The 19901-nt window shown below is 30.2% G+C and carries 25 protein-coding genes; 24 read left to right on the top strand and 1 reads right to left on the bottom strand.

Annotated elements, in window-relative coordinates:
- Nucleotides 1-37: 37 nt before the first annotated feature.
- Entirely contained in the window at nucleotides 38-682 is a 645-nt protein-coding gene (locus ABMY20_RS03040) for a porin family protein (protein ID WP_349264618.1), read from the top strand.
- 13 nt (nucleotides 683-695) lie between these two features.
- Here the strand turns inward: ABMY20_RS03040 and ABMY20_RS03035 are convergent, their stop codons facing one another.
- Nucleotides 696-1646: a GSCFA domain-containing protein gene (locus ABMY20_RS03035; protein ID WP_349264617.1), complete on the bottom strand. Its 951-nt coding sequence runs from the start codon at nucleotides 1644-1646 to the stop codon at nucleotides 696-698.
- A gap of 87 nt (nucleotides 1647-1733) precedes the next feature.
- Between ABMY20_RS03035 and ABMY20_RS03030 the strand changes: the two genes are divergently transcribed.
- From ABMY20_RS03030 to ABMY20_RS02920, 23 genes are all read left to right on the top strand, one after another.
- Nucleotides 1734-2651, top strand: a complete 918-nt coding sequence (locus ABMY20_RS03030) for a MerR family transcriptional regulator (RefSeq protein ID WP_073182055.1) — start codon at nucleotides 1734-1736, stop codon at nucleotides 2649-2651.
- A gap of 197 nt (nucleotides 2652-2848) precedes the next feature.
- On the top strand, nucleotides 2849-3808 hold the full coding sequence (locus tag ABMY20_RS03025) for a fasciclin domain-containing protein (protein WP_349264616.1): 960 nt from the start codon (nucleotides 2849-2851) through the stop codon (nucleotides 3806-3808).
- A 74-nt stretch (nucleotides 3809-3882) separates the two neighbouring features.
- Entirely contained in the window at nucleotides 3883-5364 is a 1482-nt protein-coding gene (gene crtI / locus ABMY20_RS03020; RefSeq protein WP_159614254.1) for a phytoene desaturase family protein, read from the top strand.
- A complete protein-coding gene (locus ABMY20_RS03015; protein WP_349264615.1) occupies nucleotides 5348-6190 on the top strand; it encodes a phytoene/squalene synthase family protein in 843 nt (280 codons plus the stop codon). The genes crtI and ABMY20_RS03015 overlap by 17 nt, the downstream gene beginning before the upstream one ends.
- Nucleotides 6187-6633, top strand: a complete 447-nt coding sequence (locus ABMY20_RS03010; protein WP_349264614.1) for a hypothetical protein — start codon at nucleotides 6187-6189, stop codon at nucleotides 6631-6633. Before ABMY20_RS03015 ends, ABMY20_RS03010 begins: the two co-directional genes overlap by 4 nt.
- Nucleotides 6630-7085 carry a sterol desaturase family protein gene (locus ABMY20_RS03005; RefSeq protein ID WP_172644857.1) on the top strand — a complete coding sequence of 152 codons (456 nt, stop codon included), beginning with the start codon at nucleotides 6630-6632 and terminating at the stop codon, nucleotides 7083-7085. Before ABMY20_RS03010 ends, ABMY20_RS03005 begins: the two co-directional genes overlap by 4 nt.
- Nucleotides 7082-7783: a lycopene cyclase domain-containing protein gene (locus ABMY20_RS03000; RefSeq protein WP_349264613.1), complete on the top strand. Its 702-nt coding sequence runs from the start codon at nucleotides 7082-7084 to the stop codon at nucleotides 7781-7783. The genes ABMY20_RS03005 and ABMY20_RS03000 overlap by 4 nt, the downstream gene beginning before the upstream one ends.
- Nucleotides 7770-8243, top strand: coding sequence for a TspO/MBR family protein (locus tag ABMY20_RS02995; protein WP_349264612.1), 474 nt, complete (start codon nucleotides 7770-7772; stop codon nucleotides 8241-8243). The genes ABMY20_RS03000 and ABMY20_RS02995 overlap by 14 nt, the downstream gene beginning before the upstream one ends.
- A 3-nt stretch (nucleotides 8244-8246) precedes the next feature.
- Nucleotides 8247-8900 carry a TetR family transcriptional regulator C-terminal domain-containing protein gene (locus tag ABMY20_RS02990; protein ID WP_349264611.1) on the top strand — a complete coding sequence of 218 codons (654 nt, stop codon included), beginning with the start codon at nucleotides 8247-8249 and terminating at the stop codon, nucleotides 8898-8900.
- Nucleotides 8897-10207, top strand: coding sequence for a lipopolysaccharide core heptose(II) kinase RfaY (locus ABMY20_RS02985; RefSeq protein ID WP_349264610.1), 1311 nt, complete (start codon nucleotides 8897-8899; stop codon nucleotides 10205-10207). The genes ABMY20_RS02990 and ABMY20_RS02985 overlap by 4 nt, the downstream gene beginning before the upstream one ends.
- A 56-nt stretch (nucleotides 10208-10263) precedes the next feature.
- On the top strand, nucleotides 10264-10818 hold the full coding sequence (locus tag ABMY20_RS02980; protein ID WP_231128376.1) for a flavin reductase: 555 nt from the start codon (nucleotides 10264-10266) through the stop codon (nucleotides 10816-10818).
- 2 nt (nucleotides 10819-10820) lie between these two features.
- Complete coding sequence (locus tag ABMY20_RS02975) at nucleotides 10821-12233, top strand: SDR family oxidoreductase (protein WP_349264609.1); 1413 nt, start codon at nucleotides 10821-10823, stop codon at nucleotides 12231-12233.
- Nucleotides 12234-12244: 11 nt separating this feature from the next.
- A complete protein-coding gene (locus tag ABMY20_RS02970) occupies nucleotides 12245-12388 on the top strand; it encodes a DUF2256 domain-containing protein (protein WP_073182036.1) in 144 nt (47 codons plus the stop codon).
- Complete coding sequence (locus tag ABMY20_RS02965; protein ID WP_349264608.1) at nucleotides 12355-13644, top strand: DASH family cryptochrome; 1290 nt, start codon at nucleotides 12355-12357, stop codon at nucleotides 13642-13644. The genes ABMY20_RS02970 and ABMY20_RS02965 overlap by 34 nt, the downstream gene beginning before the upstream one ends.
- Nucleotides 13644-15188, top strand: a complete 1545-nt coding sequence (locus tag ABMY20_RS02960; RefSeq protein WP_349264607.1) for a cryptochrome/photolyase family protein — start codon at nucleotides 13644-13646, stop codon at nucleotides 15186-15188. The genes ABMY20_RS02965 and ABMY20_RS02960 overlap by 1 nt, the downstream gene beginning before the upstream one ends.
- A gap of 57 nt (nucleotides 15189-15245) precedes the next feature.
- Nucleotides 15246-16709 (top strand): FAD-binding domain-containing protein, encoded by a 1464-nt coding sequence (locus ABMY20_RS02955; RefSeq protein WP_159508941.1) that lies wholly within the window; start codon nucleotides 15246-15248, stop codon nucleotides 16707-16709.
- Nucleotides 16710-16713: 4 nt separating this feature from the next.
- Entirely contained in the window at nucleotides 16714-17133 is a 420-nt protein-coding gene (locus ABMY20_RS02950) for a hypothetical protein (protein ID WP_159614248.1), read from the top strand.
- Nucleotides 17130-17396: a TIGR03643 family protein gene (locus ABMY20_RS02945; protein ID WP_159614246.1), complete on the top strand. Its 267-nt coding sequence runs from the start codon at nucleotides 17130-17132 to the stop codon at nucleotides 17394-17396. The genes ABMY20_RS02950 and ABMY20_RS02945 overlap by 4 nt, the downstream gene beginning before the upstream one ends.
- Nucleotides 17397-17813, top strand: a complete 417-nt coding sequence (locus ABMY20_RS02940) for a 6-carboxytetrahydropterin synthase (protein WP_047790029.1) — start codon at nucleotides 17397-17399, stop codon at nucleotides 17811-17813.
- A complete protein-coding gene (gene folE / locus ABMY20_RS02935) occupies nucleotides 17776-18471 on the top strand; it encodes a GTP cyclohydrolase I FolE (protein WP_047790030.1) in 696 nt (231 codons plus the stop codon). Before ABMY20_RS02940 ends, folE begins: the two co-directional genes overlap by 38 nt.
- A gap of 5 nt (nucleotides 18472-18476) precedes the next feature.
- A complete protein-coding gene (locus ABMY20_RS02930; RefSeq protein WP_047790054.1) occupies nucleotides 18477-18692 on the top strand; it encodes a hypothetical protein in 216 nt (71 codons plus the stop codon).
- On the top strand, nucleotides 18689-19366 hold the full coding sequence (locus ABMY20_RS02925; RefSeq protein ID WP_349264606.1) for an SDR family oxidoreductase: 678 nt from the start codon (nucleotides 18689-18691) through the stop codon (nucleotides 19364-19366). The genes ABMY20_RS02930 and ABMY20_RS02925 overlap by 4 nt, the downstream gene beginning before the upstream one ends.
- A gap of 10 nt (nucleotides 19367-19376) precedes the next feature.
- Complete coding sequence (locus ABMY20_RS02920; protein WP_083574769.1) at nucleotides 19377-19901, top strand: CIA30 family protein; 525 nt, start codon at nucleotides 19377-19379, stop codon at nucleotides 19899-19901.

The raw sequence follows: 19901 nt of genomic DNA, 5'->3' as shown, positions 1-19901 counted from the left end.
AGCCTAATTTTCCTATAAAATCAAATAAAAATAAGCTATGAGATTTAATAAATTACTTTTCTCCTTTTTTATAGGGGTGTTTACTCTTTCTTCCTATTCACAAAGACAGGTGAAACTTGGTTTAAGTGGAGGGGGTAACTATTCTTCTTTGAGGTTTCAGGATAGTTCAATAACTGAGCATGATTCTGAGGTTGGTTATTTGTTTGGAATTGCTACAAATATTCAATTAAAGAATGAATTGTCATTGCAGATAGAATTGAACTATGAAAGGAAAGTAGTAAGTGTGTTTTCTCCAGAATTTGAAATTAATGGAGTGAAAATTAATAGTTTTAGAAACTATGATTTATATGATTTTATGACGTTGCCAGTTTTATTAAGATATGAAGTAGGAGAGAAAAGTCCTTTTTATATAAATGGAGGAGTGTTTTTGGGGTATTTATTAAGTGCTAGAGAGAGGGTTAATGATGGAGATTTAAGTGAAGATTTATCGGAATATTTTAGTGATTTTGACTTAGGGTTATCAATTGGGGTAGGGAAGATATTTTTATTAGATAATTCTAATGAGTTATTTGTAGAGTTGAGAAATAATTTAGGTTTAACAAATATAGATAGTGACCCTAATGGACAATATCAAAAAACAAATTCTTTAAGTTTTATTTTGGGATGGAACCTTGTGTTGTAATTTTAATGAATTCTTAAAAATTCATAAAAGGAAATTCTTGTAAAAGTGTTTCCTTTTTTTGTTGTAGTTTTTTCAAAAATAACTGATGAGCTTCAGATTCTGAGTTAAAAGGTTTGTGGTTTATTCCTCTTTGAATGGTTTCGACTTGCTGCATCGTTTTGTATGAATCTTCTGTAAACCAAACTTGTTTAAATTTTTCCCATATGTAATTCACAGCAGTTTTATTTGGGTGAATCATATCCTCATTATAAAAACGATAATCACGTAATTCATCCATCATAATTTCATATGAAGGAAAATAGTAAATAAAATTTCTCGGTTCCACTACTTCATGAATAGCTGAAAGTAAGTGTGCTTTACTACGTTGGTTTTCTTTAAAACCATCTTTTAAATGTCGTACAGGAGATAACGTGTAAATAACTGAAATGTTTTTATTTACTGACTTAACAAGAGAGTTAATAGCTTCTAAGCTTTCAGAAATTTCATGAACGCTTAATAATTCCTTTAAAAATTTTTTCTGAGGAACTTTGTGGCAATTGGCTACAAAATTATCCGAGGAGATTTCTCTATATACCCATGCTGTACCTAGTGTAATGATAAGGTGTGTGGTGTTTTGTAGTTGCTTAAAAGTTTGTTGTATGGATAAATTTAAGCTGTTTAATAATCCATTTTTATTTATAGCGCTTAAACTTGAATGTGCTTCAAAAGAGTGCCATCGTTCATTGTGAAAAAAAACATCTTTGTCGGTATGTTCTTCTTTGTTTAATGCTTTTGTAATTAAGTTTTCAATAGCCTTAGGGTGGAATAAAATACCAAAAGGGTTTTGTTTTGATTGAAACTTGTAGTAGTTAAGTTTGTCGCCAATATTTTCAGAAAAACAAGAACCAAGTAAAAGTAGTTTTGACTGATAATTAATTTGATTATGTTTTTGCTTCGTAAGTGGTATTCGCGTTTGAAGATTCATAAATTTAAAGAAAAATAACAATCAAAAATAAGTATAAAATCTTCATAAGAAGTGGTGTAGGTTTGTAATTCGTTAAAATTTGTATCTTTGTTCAAAAGAATTAAGAATACATTGAACAATATAAAATCAGTTTTTACAATTAAAGATCTTGAAAATATTTCAGGAATAAAAGCTCATACAATTAGAATTTGGGAAAAACGCTACAATCTGTTATCGCCAGAGAGAACCGATACCAATATTCGTTATTACTCTTCAGAAAATTTACAGAAATTACTAAATGTTGTCTTGTTGAATAAAAATAGTATAAAGATTTCTAAAATAGCAGAAATGTCTGATGATACTATTGTTTTAAAAGCAAGAGAGTTAGCTTTTAAAATGGCAGTAAACGATGAAGCTGTTAATTCTTTTAAGTTAGCAATGTTTCAATTCGATAAAATATTATTTAACAATGCTTACAATAGATTGTTGAAAACAAAGACTTTTAGAGAGGTTTTTAAAGATGTTTTTATTCCTTTTTTAAATCATGTAGGGTTATTATGGCAAACAGATACCTTATTGCCAGCACATGAACACTTCATATCTAATTTAATCATACAAAAAATTCAGATTAACATAGAGAAGTTAGAGTACGTTAGTAATAACTCAGATACAAGTTATGTGTTGTTTCTTCCAGAAAATGAAATTCATGAATTAGGGCTTATGTATTTAAATTATGAGCTTATATTAAGGGGGTATAATACTATTTATCTAGGGCAAAGTTTACCCTTAGATAACTTAAACTACTTTTTTAAAAATGAAACAAAAATTTGTTTTATTACTTCCATGACTGTTCAGCCATATGAAGATAAAGTAGAAGAATATTTTTTTGAAATAGACAAAATGTTAGAAAATACTAATCATGAGCTAATAGCAATAGGAAATAAAGCGATGACGGTTAGTCATATTGATTTTAAAGCGAAAATAACGATGTATCCTTCTTTGGTGGCGTTATTAGAGCGGTTTTAACATTGTGTTTAACTTTTTTTTGTTTTTGTTAAACAAAATAAGTAGCTTTGAAGTGTGTTTTAAAATTAAAGCACATTTTTTTGGCAAAAACTATTTTTGTTTAATGTTTTTTGTTTTAATGTAAACAAAGTCTATCGAGGCTGAAAAATAGACTATAAAAATAAAAAGAGTAAGCATTAATTTTAAAGTGTAGAATTATGAAAGTAAAGAATTTAACCTCTGTGTTTTTTTTGGGGCTGTTTTTAAGTTTTGGTTTGTTAACATCGTGTAGCGATGATAATGATCCAGTGATAGAAAAGCCCAAAACTATAGTTGATGTAGCAGTTGCAGATTCCAATTTAAGTATTCTTGTGTCTGCTTTACAAAAAGCTGATTTAGTATCGGCGTTACAAGCCGAAGGATCTTTTACGGTTTTTGCGCCTACAAACGCGGCATTTCAAGCGTTGTTAGATAGTAATGACTCATGGAACTCATTAGATGATATTCCGGTAGAAACATTAAAATCAGTGTTGTTGTTTCATGTGATAAGTGGAGAAGTAAAGGCAGCTAATTTATCCAATACCTACGTAAATACATTGTCAACAGGTCCAAACGATGAAATGTTGTCATTGCAAGTGGAAGTTGATGGAGCAGTAGAGTTTAATGGAGATTCAAAGCCAATTGCTACAGACATTATGGCTTCAAATGGAGTGATACACACAATTGATAAGGTAATGTTGCCAGCTAATGTAGTAACCTTAGCGTTGAATAATAGTAGTTTTACCTCTTTGGTTGCAGCTTTAACAGATAGCCGTCATACTACTGATTTTGTTTCTTTGTTAAGTCAAGAAGGACCTTATACAATATTCGCTCCAACAAATGATGCATTTCAAGCGTTATTAGATAGTAACGATTCTTGGAATTCGTTAGCAGATATTCCAATCGCAACATTAGAGGCAGTGTTAAAATATCATGTATTTGCTGGAGGAAATGTGCAATCAGATGAATTAAGTGATAATCAAGAAATCACAATGTTTGATGGAAGTATAGTGACTGTTGATTTATCAAATGGAGCAAAATTAGAAACAAGTTCAGGACAATCTGTTGTAATTTCATTGACAGATGTACAAGGAACAAATGGTGTAGTTCATGTAGTAGATAGTGTTCTTTTACCATAAACTTAATTTAATGTATTGATTGCGAGCGATTTTTTTGTTCGCAATTAATTTTAATTATCTTTATAAGAAATAATTTGAAAAAAAAGGTATATATAATAGGCTCAGGTTTCTCTTCTTTATCAGCTTCTTGCTATTTAGCAAAAGCTGGATATAAAGTGGTAATCTTGGAAAAAAATGCCACAATTGGTGGTAGAGCAAGGCAGTTATTAAGAGAAGGTTTTACTTTTGATATAGGGCCTACATGGTATTGGATGCCAGATGTTTTTAAAAAGTTTTTTGCAGACTTTGAAAAGAAACCTTCAGATTACTATGAGTTAGAAAGATTAAACCCTGCTTATGAAGTATACTTTGGAGAAAAAGATTCAATAGTAATTCCAGGAACATTAGAGGAGATTTATGAGGTTTTTGAAAAAGAAGAAAAAGGAAGTTCAAAACACCTGAAGTCTTTTTTAAAATCAGCAAAATATAATTATGATGTTTCTATAAATGATTTAGTTTATAAGCCAGGAGTTTCTCCCTTAGAGTTGGTAACTCCAGTTACTATGGGAAAGATATTTCAGTTTTTTTCTACTATCAGACATGAGGTAAGAAAGAAAATTAAAAGTAAAAAACTAATTCAAATTTTAGAATTTCCAGTGTTGTTTCTGGGGGCAAAACCAAGTAACACCCCAGCGTTTTATAATTTTATGAATTATGCCGATTTTGGCTTAGGTACATGGCACCCAAAAGGAGGAATGTATAAAGTAATTGAGGCTATGACTACACTAGCATCGAGCTTAGGTGTGAAATTTCAAACCAATGTAAATGTTGAAGAAATTGTAGTAAACGATAAAGGTGAAGCAGTTGGGGTTGCGGTAGATGGAAAATTAATGAAATCTGATGTAGTGTTAAGTGGAGCAGATTATCATCATACTGAAACTTTACTGCCTAAATATTTAAGGCAATATTCAGAAAGTTATTGGGATAAAAAAACATTTGCGCCTTCATCTTTGCTTTTTTATGTAGGGTTTGACAAGAAGTTAAAAAATGTATGTCATCATACCTTGTTTTTTGATACAGATTTTGATGCGCATGCGAAAACAATATATGATGTTCCTTGTTGGCCAAAAGAACCATTGTTTTATGCTAGCTTTCCCTCAATTACAGATGGTTCTTTTGCGCCTAAAGGAAAAGAGGCTGCTACTTTTTTAATTCCATTGGCGCCTGGTATAGAAGATACTCCGGAGCTAAGAGAACGTTATTTTAATATTATAATAGAGAGGTTAGAAAGACTAACAAATCAATCAGTAAAAAAACATGTGTTGTTTAAAGAAAGCTTTTGTGTAAATGATTTTATTAAGGAATATAATTCGTATAAAGGAAATGCCTACGGTTTGGCAAATATTTTAACACAAACAGCATTTTTAAGACCAAAAATAAAAAGTAAAAAAGTAGAGAATTTATTTTTTACAGGACAATTAACGGTACCAGGACCAGGAGTTCCTCCGTCTTTAATTTCAGGAAAAATAGCTTCAGATTTAATTTTAAAAACGTATAAAGATGAAACAATTATTTGATGAGGTTTCTTATGCATGTAGTAAGTTAGTAACTCAAAAATACAGCACCTCATTTTCGTTAGCTACGAAGATGTTATCACCAAAAATACGTACAGATATTTATAATATTTATGGTTTTGTACGCTTTGCGGATGAAATAGTAGATTCTTTTCATCAGTACGATAAGAAACAATTATTATTAAAGTTCGAAAGAGATTATTACGAATCTAAAAATAGAGGAATTAGTTTAAACCCTATTTTAAACTCGTTTATACATACTGTAAATAAGTACAAAATTTCTGATAAGCAGGTTCAGGCTTTTTTAAAAAGTATGAAAGCAGATTTGTATAAAACAGCCTATACAACTACAGAAGAGTATAATGAATATATATATGGTTCTGCTGATGTTGTAGGGTTAATGTGTTTAAAGGTTTTTGTAAATGGGAATCAGCAAAAATATGAGGAGCTAAAAGAGTCTGCAATGCGTTTAGGGTCAGCGTTTCAAAAAGTAAATTTTTTAAGAGACTTAAAAGAAGATTTTAACGAATTGAATAGGTCTTACTTTCCAAATATCAATTTTGGAGATTTAAGTACAGAAGGAAAAAATGCAATTATTAAAGAAATAGAAGATGATTTTGATGTTGCTTATAAAAACGGAATTTTAAAGCTGCCTGTTGAAGCAAAATTTGGAGTATATATGGCATATAGGTATTACAAAAAACTATTAAAAAAGCTAAAAAACACACCTTCAACAAAAATCATGGACACAAGGATTCGAATTTCAAACCCGATGAAAATTAATCTTCTAGCAAGAAGTTATGTAAGGTATAAATTAAACTTTTTATGATAAAAAGTGGTATCTTAGGAGTACTGTTATTTATGTCGATAATAAGCTTCAATAATGCACCTAATCATGTTAAAAAATACCATGAATTAGTTACAAAAGAAGCTGAGTTAGCCTATATAGCCAATTATAAAAATAGTAAAGAAGTGAGTATTCAAGGCTATATAATTTCTCTTGAAATGAAACAGGCAAAATATAAAGTAATGCCTTGGAGTAAACTAAAAGTTTTTAACACAAATAAAAACAAATTAGAAGAGTTGATTTTAAAGAATCCTAATAATGTTCACCTAAGGTATCTAAGGTTAATAATACAAGAAAATACACCAAGTGTTTTAGGATATACATCTTCTATTAAAAAAGACAAGCAGTTTTTAAAAGAAGTGCTTCAAAAAAAAGACAGTGTAAGTTATTTACATACATATATAATTAACAATACATCATTATGAATATAGTAATTTACATAGCAGTAACTACACTAACGTTTATTGTTATGGAGGGGGTTACTTGGTGCACGCATAAATATGTGATGCATGGGTTTGGTTGGTACTTACATGAAGATCATCATCAACCAGGATATCCGCATGTTTTTGAAAAAAACGATGCTTTTTTTGTTGTCTTTGCAATACCTAGTATGTTATTATTTTACTTCGGAATTCGACCAGAGTTAAACTTTTTGTTTTTCATAGGTCTGGGAATATTATTTTATGGTATTGCTTATTTCTTGGTGCATGATGTGTTAATTCACAGAAGGTTCAAGTGGTTCGACAAAACAAACAATCAATACTTAAAAGGATTGCGAAAAGCACATAAAATTCATCATAAACATTTGGGGAAACACGACGGAGAATGTTTCGGTATGTTGTTTGTGCCCTTTAAATATTTTAATAAAAGACAGTGAGTCAGTATTTATATCTAATATTAAATCTAGGCAGTTTAAGTATTCCGCTATTGTATAGTGTTTTTGAAAAAAAACTACACTTTATACAATATTTCAAACAAGCAGCGCTTAGTATTTTGTTAGTCGCCTTGTTTTTTTTAATCTGGGACAGTTGGTTTACGCAAATGGGAGTATGGGGATTTAATCCAGACTATCATTTATCGCTAAAACTGTTGAAAATGCCCATAGAAGAATGGATGTTTTTTTTCTGTATACCCTATGCATGTTTGTTTACACATGAAGCGTTGAAGTTTTTATTTCCAAAATTTAAAATGTCAAAACCTGGGACAGTAATTGTAAGCTTTTTCCTCATTTTTTTAGTGAGCTTATTGTTGATCTTTAACTTCGGAAAGTGGTACACCACAGTAAATTTTGTGCTGTTTTTACTATTGTTAGGTTATGCGTTAAAGAACCACTTGAGTACATTGCAAGAATACTACCCTAGTTTCTTAGTAATATTAATTCCTTTTCTACTAGTCAATGGAATTTTAACAGGAAGCTTTATAGAAGAACCGGTAGTTTGGTACAATAACGCAGAGAATTTAGATTTTAGAATTTTTACGATACCTATAGAAGATGCTTTTTATGCATTTACAATGTTATTTTCAGTACAGTTAATTTTTAATTTCTTAAAAAACAGAAAACTTGAAAGAAAATAAATACATACGTTTTTTAATATTCTTAATAGCTAACCTTTCAGCCTTAGGTATTGGTGTTTGGTTAATGAATGAAGGACCAAGAACAGATTGGTACTTGTCTTTAAATAAAGCTCCATGGACACCAGCAGGCTGGGTTTTTGGAGTAGCTTGGACAATCATTATGGTATTGTTTTCTGTATACATGACAAAAGTGAGTTTTCAGCATGAATTTTTAAACAAAAAGGTACTCATTTTATATGTAGATCAGTGGATTTTAAACGTAAGCTGGAACTATATTTTCTTTAATCAACATTTAACAAAATTAGGCTTGGTTGTAATCGCTTTATTATGGCTAGTTATTGGTTATTTCACTTTTGAGTATGTAAAAAAAGTAAGGTGGTATACTCTATTTATACTTCCATATTTAATATGGATGACGATTGCAACTAGTCTCAACGCATATATTGTATTAAATAATTAAACTATGGCCAAAAAAAAGAACATAACACAAGAAAAAATAATAGAATGGTATATGAATACGGTACTATTATCAGGTCAACCGAATTCAATATTTTCTTTTGCGAAAGAAAATAACTTTGAAGAAGCGGAATTTTATAAACACTTTTCAAGCTTTGAAAGCTTAGAAAAAGCTGTTTTCGGAATTTTCGCTAAAGAAACCATTCATTTACTACACAAAACAGAAGCTTATAAAGACTATTTGCCAAAAGATAAACTATTGAGTTTCTATTTTACCTTTTTTGAATTATTAACAATAAATAGATCGTATGTATTGGCGCAGTTAAAAAGGATAAAAACAGATTTTTCGAAATTAAAAGTATTGCAAGAACTGCGTACAGAGTTTATTCATTTTGTAAATGAAATAAGCCTTGAAAAAATTGATTTTAAAAATGATAAAATCAACAAAATTCAAGATAAAACTATTGCAGAGGGGTATTGGATGCAGCTATTGCTTATTTTAAAATTTTGGATAAAAGATGAGTCATCAAACTTTGAAAAAACAGATTTATTTATAGAAAAATCAGTAAAGGCAAGTTTTGATATTCAACAAATAGCACCTGTAAAAAGTGTGATTGATTTAGCGAAATTTTTGTGGAAGGAAAAATCACCAATGACATGAAAACCTTAAACAGAATACCTACGTCAAAAATAGAACGAGCTACCAAGTTGGTTTCAACAGGAGTGAAAGTTGGTGTAAATTATGCCAAGTACTACGGCAATAAAATCACTAAATCAGAAGAGGAAGCTAAAAAGCAACTTAATGAAGATAATGCTGCTGATATTTACGATGGATTAAAAGAACTAAAAGGGTCAGCATTAAAAGTAGCACAAATGCTAAGCATGGAAAAAAATATTTTGCCCAATGCTTACGTAGAAAAATTTTCATTATCACAATTTTCAGTTCCACCATTATCAGGACCTTTAGTAATCAAAACGTTTAAAAAATACTTCAGTAAAACACCAAACGAAGTTTTTGATACGTTTACAGCAGAATCAGTAAATGCAGCAAGTATAGGACAAGTTCATAAAGCCACTAAAGATGGAAAAGAACTAGCTGTAAAAATTCAATATCCAGGGGTTGCTGATAGTATTTCAACCGATTTAGCATTGGTGAAACCTATTGCGATGAAAATGTTTAACATTAAAGGAGAAGGTTCAGATGAATATTTTAAAGAAGTTGAAGAAAAGCTCTTGGAAGAAACTAATTACGAATTAGAACTTGCGCAGAGTAATGAAATTGCAGATGCCTGTAAACATATTCCAAACTTAAAATTTCCAAAATACTATTCAGATTTGTCATCAGATAGAATTTTAACGATGGATTGGATGGATGGAGTTCACCTGTCAGAGTTTACTAAAAATGAGCAACCTGAAGATGTTGCAAATAAACTAGGGCAAGCTTTGTGGGACTTTTACATGTATCAAATGCACAAGCTAAAAAAGGTACATGCAGATCCGCATCCAGGGAATTTTTTAGTGTCTAAATCAAATGAATTGATTGTTATCGATTTTGGATGTATGAAAGAAGTTCCTGAAAGTTTTTATGTGCCTTATTTCGAACTAGCAAAAAGAGAAAATATAGATAATCCAGCTTTTTTTGAAAGTAAACTCTATGAGTTAGAAATCTTGAGAAAAGATGATACACCAGAAGAAATAACCTTTTTTAAAGCATTGTTTTATGAAATGTTATCACTCTTTACACAACCTTTTCAGCAAGAAGAATTTGATTTTTCAGATGAGGAGTTCTTCGGGAAAATAGCAGATTTAGGTCAGAAATATGCCAAGAGTACCGAGCTTAAAAAGATGAACGGAAATAGAGGATCAAAACACTTCATTTACATTAATCGAACATTTTTTGGTTTATATAACCTAATGCACGATTTAAAAGCAAACAAGGTAAAAATTAATAATTTTAATGCGGTATAATGCACATTACACGTCAGCAAATAGACGAGTTTCCTCATCTGTATAAAATAAACTTGATGAACAGTATTTCTGGTTATAAACCAGCAAACCTTATTGCAACAAAATCAACTGATAATATAACCAATGTTGCAGTTTTTAGTTCGGTGGTGCATTATGGTTCAAGTCCAGCAATTTTAGGGTTTGTATTACGTCCCACAACCGTTGTTAGGAATACGTATAACAATATAAAAGAAACAGGGTATTATACTATTAATGCTATTAATGAAGTAATGATTGAGGAAGCACATCATACTTCTGCTAAATACCCGTCAGAGATTTCAGAATTTGATAAAACAACATTGTCAGAAGAGTTTAAGAATGGTTTTTATGCTCCTTTTGTTGCGGAATCACCCTTACAAATAGGGATGAAGTTTTTAGAAGAGCACTATATAAAAGTTAATGGAACTATTTTAGTGTTAGGTGAAGTTACTGATTTGTATTTTAAGGACTCTATGCTTTCAGAAGATGGTTTTTTAAACTTATCAAAAGAAAAAGTAGCTGCAATTAATGGGTTGGATACCTATATGGTAGCAGAGAATTATAAAAGACTGTCTTATCAAAGACCAAAATAATAATGAGGATTCTAATCACAGGAACAACGGGTTATATAGGTAAAAGATTAATACCTATGCTGTTATCAGAACAGCATGAACTTGTATGCTGTGTTAGAGATGTACGTAGAATTCCATTAGAATTTAAAGATAATACACAAATATCTTTTCTAGAAATAGATTTCTTAAAGCCTAAAAAAGAGTTGCCTAAAAATATTGATGCAGCTTATTATTTGATACACTCTATGTCTACAAGTAGTAGTGACTTCTCTAAGTTAGAATCGGATTGTGCAAATAATTTTAAGAGTCTATTAGAAAAAACTATGTGTAAGCAGGTTGTGTATTTGAGTGGTATTGTAAATGATAATTCATTGTCAAAGCATTTAAAATCGAGATATGAGGTAGAAAAAATACTACAATCAAAAACGTATGCAGTAACAACTTTTAGAGCAGGAATAATAGTAGGAAGTGGTAGTGCGTCATTTGAAATTATAAGAGACCTTGTAGAAAAACTTCCTGTAATGGTAACTCCAAAATGGTTGTATACAAAAACACAGCCTATTGCAATAAGAGATGTTTTAACATACTTAACAAAATCTTTATTAGAAGAGAGAGTGTACGATAAATCATTTGATATCTATGGTCCAGAAATTCTCACATATAAAGAAATGTTATTACAGTTTGCTGAGGTAAGAAAGTTAAATAGAATTATATTCACAGTGCCATTTTTATCACCAAAGCTATCATCTTATTGGTTGTACTTTGTTACCTCAACTTCGTTTAATTTGGCAAAATCACTCGTAGATAGTATGACCGTTGAGGTTATAGGGAGTAAAAGCAATATTAATGAAATAATTGAAGTAGCACCTATTACTTATAAACAGGCGGTAAAAAAAGCTTTTGTTAAAATAGCGCAAAATTCCGTTATATCAAGTTGGAAAGATGCTAAGGTAAGTGGTGTTTTTAGAAAAGAATATTTTCAATACATAAACCTTCCTAAGTATGGGTGCTTTATTGATGAAAGAATCAGAAAAGTTTCAGATGAAAACATAACACTTAAGAAAATATGGGAAATAGGAGGTAAGCGAGGTTGGTATAAATTTACTTTTTTATGGAAAGTAAGAGGTTTTATAGATCAAGTTTTTGGAGGTGTTGGGTTGCGTAGAGGTAGAAGAGATCCGACTGAGTTAGAGCCAGGAGATGCGCTTGACTTTTGGCGTGTATTATTAGCGGATAAAGATAATAAACGTTTATTGCTCTTTGCAGAAATGAAACTACCAGGAGAGGCATGGTTAGAGTATGTTATTAAAGACGGCTTACTTTATCAAAAAGCAGTATTCAGACCTAAAGGAATATGGGGTAGAGTTTATTGGTTTGCTGTTTTACCGTTTCATGGACTTATATTTAAGCAACTCATTAATTTTTTGTCAAAATAATTTGTTTAAAATTGAAAAAACAGCACTTACCAACCAAAATTTGTAAAGTTTGTGGGCTTTCTTTTTCATGGAGGAAGAAATGGGAAGCTAGTTGGAGTGAAGTAAAATACTGTAGTAAAAAATGCAGGAAAAACAAAAACAAGAATGCACCTTAATTTGGTTTAGAAATGATTTAAGAGTTTTTGATAACAAACTGTTAAAAGAAGCAATAGCGACTAAACGTTATTTGGTGGCTTTTTATGCGTTTGATCCTGTGTTTTTTAAACGTCAATATTCTTTTGAGAGAACAGGAAAATTCCGTCTTTGTTTTTTAATTGAAACATTAAAAGAATTAAAGGAGAGTTTAGCTAAATATAATATACCTTTTTATGTAGGGTTAAAAAAAACAGAAACCGTTGTTAGAGAGATTCAAAACGATTTCTTAATTACTACGCTAGTTTATCAAGAAGATGAAACTAGTGATGAAAAAGATATAGAAAAGAGAGTAAGAAAAGTAGTTGGTAGTAAGGTAAAAAAGATAAGGGTAACAAATCAATATTTGTATGAGCCACATCAAATAGATACGTTATTTAACAAAAAATACCCGTTGTCTTTTTCATCTTTTAGAAATAAAGTTGAAAAAAAATTAGATATAGACACAGAATTAAATTATCATTTACCCTATCAGGATATATATTCTCAGGCATTTTTTGAAATACCAAACTGTTCTCGTGCAGAAAAATTTTTAGGAAATTCTTTTCCTTTTAAAGGAGGAGAAAAGCAAGCGTTAGTAAGGTTGAAAAGTTATTTTTTTGAAACAAAAAAAGTGATTGACTACAAGAAAACAAGAAATAATTTATTAGGAATAAATTGTAGTACAAAATTTTCACCTTGGTTATCTAATGGATCTATTAGTGTAAAAACAATTTATAAAGAACTAAAGAGATTTGAAGACGAATATGAGGCAAATTCATCAACATATTGGGTGTATTTTGAGTTGTTATGGAGAGAGTTCTTTAAACATGCAGTTCGTTATCACAAAAATGACTTCTTCAAATTAGGGGGGATTCAGAAAAAAACGATACTAAGTATTCATGATAATAAGGTGATAAAAAATTGGGTTTTAGGTAATACTACATCCGATTTTGTAAACGCTAATATGATAGAGTTAAGAAAAACAGGTTGGATGAGTAATAGAGGAAGGCAAAACGTAGCATCTTATTTTGTACATAACTTACAGCAAGATTGGAGGATTGGGGCAGCCTACTTTGAATCTTTGTTAGTAGATTATGATCCGCAGAGTAATTATGGTAACTGGATGTATATAGCAGGAGTAGGAAATAGTTCTGAGAGTAAAAAGTTTGATATAGAATGGCAAGCTAATACATATGATAAGTATGGGGAATTTAGAGCTAAATGGATTGATAAGTAATGGACGTAATACTTAGAGTGCTTTTAGGTGATCAGTTAAACGAATCTCATAGCTGGTTTAAGCAAAAAAACAAAAAAGTAGTGTATGCTATGTTTGAAATGAAGCAAGAAACGGAGTATGTAAAACATCATATACAAAAAGTTGTAGGGTTTTTCTTAGCAATGAGGAGTTTTGCTAAAAAACTAGAAGAGAAAGGTCACGCAGTAGAGTATTTTAAAATATCAGATTCGCATAACACGCACAATCTTATAAAAAATATTAAAGTATTACAAAAAAAATACTCAATTACAAAAATTGAATATCAGTTGCCTGACGAGTTTCGTTTAGATGTGCAATTTAAAAATGAACTCAAGAGCTTACAGATACCAGTTAAATCGTATGATACAGAACATTTTTACACTACAAGGAATGAGTTAAAAGAGTTTTCTGAAGGTAGAAAGAAAACAGTTATGGAAGATTTTTATCGCTATATGAGGAAAAAGCATAAGATACTTGTAGAAAATAATGAACCAGTTGGCGGTAAATGGAATTATGATGCATCTAACAGAAAAAAATGGAATCAAGATGAATTAGTTCCTTTGCCTTATGAGACTAATATTGACTGTAAAGCATTATTAAAAGAGCTTAATGAAGCAGAAGTGGTTACATTTGGAGAAGAAACATTAACTTTTACTTATCCAATAAATAGAGAACAAGCAATAAAGCAACTAGATTTTTTTTGTGACAATTTGTTAGAGTTTTTTGGAGATTATCAAGATGCAATGCATTCATCACAAGATTTTCTGTTTCATTCTCGATTATCATTTGCTCTTAATTTAAAATTAGTAACCCCGAGAGAAGTTGTAGAGAAGGTTGTTGATGTGTTTTATAAGAAACCTTCAATAGCCGTTTCTCAGGCAGAGGGCTTTATTCGTCAAGTATTAGGATGGAGAGAGTATATGAGAGGTGTTTATTGGCAATTAGGAGAAGATTTTAAAAAAAAGAATTTTTTTAATAATAAAGTTTCATTGCCAGATTTTTTTTGGACAGGAAAAACAAAAATGAATTGTGTGAAGCAATCGTTAAAAAACTCGTTAAATAATGCATACGCGCATCATATACAGCGTCTTATGATTTTAGGTAACCTAGCGTTATTGTTAGAGGTTCATCCAGATGAGGTAGATGCTTGGTATTTAGGAGTATATATAGATGCTGTAGAGTGGGTGCAATTACCAAATACAAGAGGGATGAGTCAGTACGCGGATGGTGGGATAGTGGCCACAAAACCTTATGTATCTAGCGCAAGTTATATTAATAAAATGAGTAATTATTGTAAAGAATGCTTTTATAATTACAAAACAAAAACAGAAGAAGATTCGTGCCCGTATAATACTTTGTATTGGGAGTTTCTTTACAAAAATAAAGAGAAGTTGAAAAATAACCACCGAATGCGTATGATGTATACTTTATTGCAAAAAATGGAAATATCAAAAGACTTCTCAGAAATTCTAGAAAAAGCAAAAACAATTAAACAAAAAATTAATAGCTATCAACTTTTTGTTTAATTATTTCTTTTATTAATTAAACAAAAATTGTATTTTTGATTCAAAGCGCACATTGGATTGAAAATAACAGGAGAAATAGCAGTAGTTTGGTTTAAAAGAGATCTTCGGTTGCAGGATAACGAGGCTGTTTTTAATGCAATAACTTCAGGTAAGAAAATATTATTTGTTTATATTTTTGAAGAAAGCATTATACAAGACGAACATTATTCTAAAAGACATTGGGATTTTGTTAAAGAATCTATACGAGATATAAACCAAGAGTTGTTGCTGTATAATACACAGGTTTTAACAGTAAACTCAGAGGTACTTTCTTTTTTTAGGTATTTAATGTCGGTGTCAAATGTTACTGATGTCTACTCTCATATAGAAACAGGTATTCTTGCAACTTATAATAGAGATAAAACCTTTAAAAGGTTTTGTAAGAATAATGTAATAGAATGGAAAGAAAATATTCATAATGGAGTATTTAGGGGGCGAGAAAACAGAGAAGGTTGGAAAGAGGATTGGGAAAACTACATGAAATCAAGTCAGATAATATTTGATTCAACAAATGTTTCTTTTGTAACAATAACAGAAATAAAAGAAATAGCAAAAAACTTGATAATTGTAAATTTAGATACAGAAGAAGAAAAGCTATTTCAAAAAGGAGGACGAGCTACGGCTCTTAAGTATTTACATAGTTTTTTTAACAAAAGGTATGAGGGGTATGCAAAAAATATTTCAAAGCCAACAGAAGCAAGAGAGAGCTGTAGCAGGCTGTCACCTTATATTGCTTGGGGGAATATCTCAGTAAGAGAGGTGTATCAGTTAGCAATAAGTATTCGTTCTAGTTCAAGAAATAAAAGAGCAATAGATGCTTTCATTTCAAGACTTAAATGGCAGGCACATTTCATCCAGAAATTCGAAATGGAATGTATAATGGAGCAAGAAAGTATCAATAAAGGGTTTCATAAGTTAAAGAAAAATATTACTAAAAAATACATATATGCATGGAGAAACGGAAAAACAGGTATTCCATTTATTGATGCGTGTATGCGTTGTTTAATTCATACAGGATATTTGAATTTTAGAATGCGAGCTATGTTAGTGTCTTTTTTTACACATAATCTTTGGCAACCATGGCAAGAAGCATCAAAATATTTATCAAAATTGTTTTTAGATTTTGAACCAGGAATTCACTTTCCTCAGTTGCAAATGCAGGCAGGAGAAACTGGAATTAATACGATTAGAATTTATAACCCAGTAAAAAATGGTTTAGAGCACGATCCTGAAGCAGTTTTTATTTCAAAATGGATACCAGAACTTAAAGGATTACCATTAGCGTTTAAGCACGAACCATACAAAATGACAGCTTTAGAACAAAAAATGTATGGGTTTACTCTTGGTAATGATTACCCAAAACCAATAGTAGATATAGGTGTAACTAGAAAAAATGCCTCAGATACTATTTGGAAAATGCGTAAAGATCCAGAGGTGATAAAAGAAAGCTATAGAATTTTAAACAAACATGTAGTTAAATAAAAAAATGTTGTTTGATATAACATACAATAATAAAGAAAGTGTATTAAAAATCAATAAATTAGTAGGAGAACCTATGTCTTTTTTACAATCTTTAAAAATTAAAGGAGTTGGTTCAAGTAGAATGATTGTTGAAGGAGTAAGTGAAAGCTTTAAAAGTATTTTAACAACAATTAGCGATTTAAATTATGGAAGTATAGAAATACGTCCTAAAGGAATTATAGTTTACATAACTAATAAATTACAACGCTTTTGCTGGGTAATACCTTTTTATAAAATAGTGGTTTTTAATCATGAATTCTTTAGTATTCATTCCGATAACCACTTTATTAGGTTCAGAAAAGATAATAAATATAATCAGAATAAAAAATTTATAAAAAAAATGATGGATTTGAAAATGACATCAACACAAAGTTATTTTTTATGACATTAAGAGAGATAGATAGAGTTATTGAAATGGCTTGGGAAGATCGAACAACTTTTGACGCTATAAAACTTCAATTTGACTTAAAAGAACAAGAAGTAATTAATTTAATGCGAAGAGAATTAAAACCATCAAGTTTTAAATTATGGAGGAAAAGAGTACAGGGTAAAAGAACAAAACATCAAGCAAAAAGAATATTTAATAAAGGAAGGTTTAAATGTACGAGACAAAGAAGTATAAGTAATAATAAAATAGCAAAACGATAAATGAAGCAAGCAAAAGTGGCTATTACGAGAAAAGAACATTTTAATGCAGCCCACAGGTTGCATAATACGAAATGGTCTGAAGCAAAAAACAAAGAAGTTTTTGGCAAATGTAATAATCCAAATTTTCATGGCCATAATTATGAGTTAGAAGTAACTATTGTAGGAGAAGTAGATGAAAACACAGGATATGTAATTGATACAAAAGTTTTATCTAACCATATACAAAAAGAAATAATAGATTGTTTAGATCATAAAAACTTAAATAAAGAAGTAGAAGAATTTAAAACACTCAATCCAACAGTAGAAAATATAGCAATTGTAATTTATAACAAACTAAGGTTAGTGATAAATAATCATTTAGAAATTAAAATAAAACTTTATGAAACACCTAGAAACTTTGTTGAATACCCCTGTTAGCGATAATATAAAGAATTTATCGGTTGAAGAAATTGGAGATGATCATATTTATACAGGAATTGAAACGCCTATGGTAGAAGATGCTTTTTTAATTTCTGATGAGGAAAAAAAAGAAAAAATAGCACAATTATTTTCAGAAATAATGCAAACTATTGGGCTTGATTTAAATAATGACTCTCTTAAAGGTACTCCACAAAGAGTAGCTAAAATGTATATAGATGAAATTTTTTCAGGTTTAAATCCAGCCAATAAGCCTAAAATAGCATTGTTTGAAAATAGGTACCAATATAACCAAATGTTGGTAGAAAAAGACATACAGTTTTATTCTAATTGCGAACATCATTTTGTACCAATAATAGGAAAAGCACATGTGGCTTATGTTTCATCAGGAAAAGTTATAGGCTTATCAAAATTAAACAGAATTGTTCAGTTTTATGCTAAAAGACCCCAAGTACAAGAACGCTTAACTAATCAAATAGCCAGAGATTTACAAGAGATATTACAAACAGAAGACGTAGCTGTAATTATAGATGCAAAGCATTTATGTGTTTCTTCTAGAGGAGTTAAAGATGATTCGTCATCAACAGTTACCTGTTTTTATGGAGGCATTTTTAATACCTCAGAAAAAATTGTTGAACTTCAAAATTATTTAAAATGAGTACAATAAACTTACTTCAAGAAGCTTTAGAATTTGAGAAAAATTACAAATCTTTTAAAACAAGAAATGAAAAAATTTTAGCATCAAGGAAAGCTAAAGAAATTATTTTATCAATTAATGAAGTGTATAAAAAGAGTAAAGATAAAAAGTTGATGGATGTTATGAAACGCATAACAACTGTTAAACAAAAAGTAGAAAAACGATTAAAAGGACGATTATGAAAACAATTGTTGTAGTTGGTGGTAGTAGTGGTATTGGTAAGGCGATAATAACCAAATTAAAACACACACATAAAATAATTAACATTAGTAGAACAGCACCGTCTAATATTGAAAATATAAAACATTATGCATGCGATGTTACCAAAGACGAACTTCCAGAATTAGAAAAAGTTCATGGATTAGTTTATTGTCCCGGAAGCATTAATCTAAAATCCTTTTCAAGATTAAAATTAGAAGACTTTCAATCTGATTTAGATATTAACGTTCTTGGAGTAATTAAAACGCTAAAATCTTATGAAAGTTTGCTAACTCAAAACAATGGAAGTGTAGTGTTATTTAGTACGGTAGCGTCATTTTTAGGAATGCCTTATCATGCAAGCATAGCAACTAGTAAATCAGCAGTAGAAGGGTTAACCAAATCGTTGGCAGCAGAATACGCTACAAAAGTTAGATTCAATGCAATTGCTCCTACGGTTACTGATACACCTTTAGCAGCTCGCTTATTGCGAAATGAAAAACAACAAGAGAGTATGCAGAACAGACACCCATTAAAAAAATACCTAAAAGCAGAAGAAGTAGCTAGTTTAGCTACCTATTTACTGTCTGACGAAGCATCAGCAATTACTGGACAAGTAATTCCTGTAGATGCAGGAATTGTAAGTGTAAAAATTTAAAAAGTAAATAATGAAATGGCTTTTAATTTTAAGTTTTCTTATGTGTTTAAATGATGAAATTATAATTTTTGATAAAGATAATAACACCCAAAATTGGTATGTTGTTAATGATACTGTGATGGGAGGAATTTCTACATCAGCTGTAAAAATTAATGATAAGGGAAACTTAATCTTTTCGGGGAAAGTATCTACTGAAAATAATGGTGGATTTTCGATGACGAGAATGCCAATAGCCATAGGTTTAAACAAACAACATTCAAAAATTGTATTAAAAGTAAAAGGAGATGGTAAACAATATCAACTACGATTAAAATCAAATGAGTCTCAACGTTACTCATACGTACAAGTATTTAGAACAAATACACAAGAACAAGAAATTACATTACCATTAACAGGATTTTATCCTACCTTTAGGGGTAGAAAGTTAAATTTTGGTAATTTCTCTGATAATCAAATAGAAGAGGTAGCAATTTTAATAGGAAATAAAAAAGACGAAGATTTTTCGTTAGAAATCATAAAAATAGCAATTCAATAA

Source organism: Tenacibaculum sp. SSH1-16, assembly GCF_040104435.1.
Taxonomy (GTDB): domain Bacteria; phylum Bacteroidota; class Bacteroidia; order Flavobacteriales; family Flavobacteriaceae; genus Polaribacter; species Polaribacter mesophilus.
This window is presented reverse-complemented; position numbering and strand designations above follow the sequence as displayed.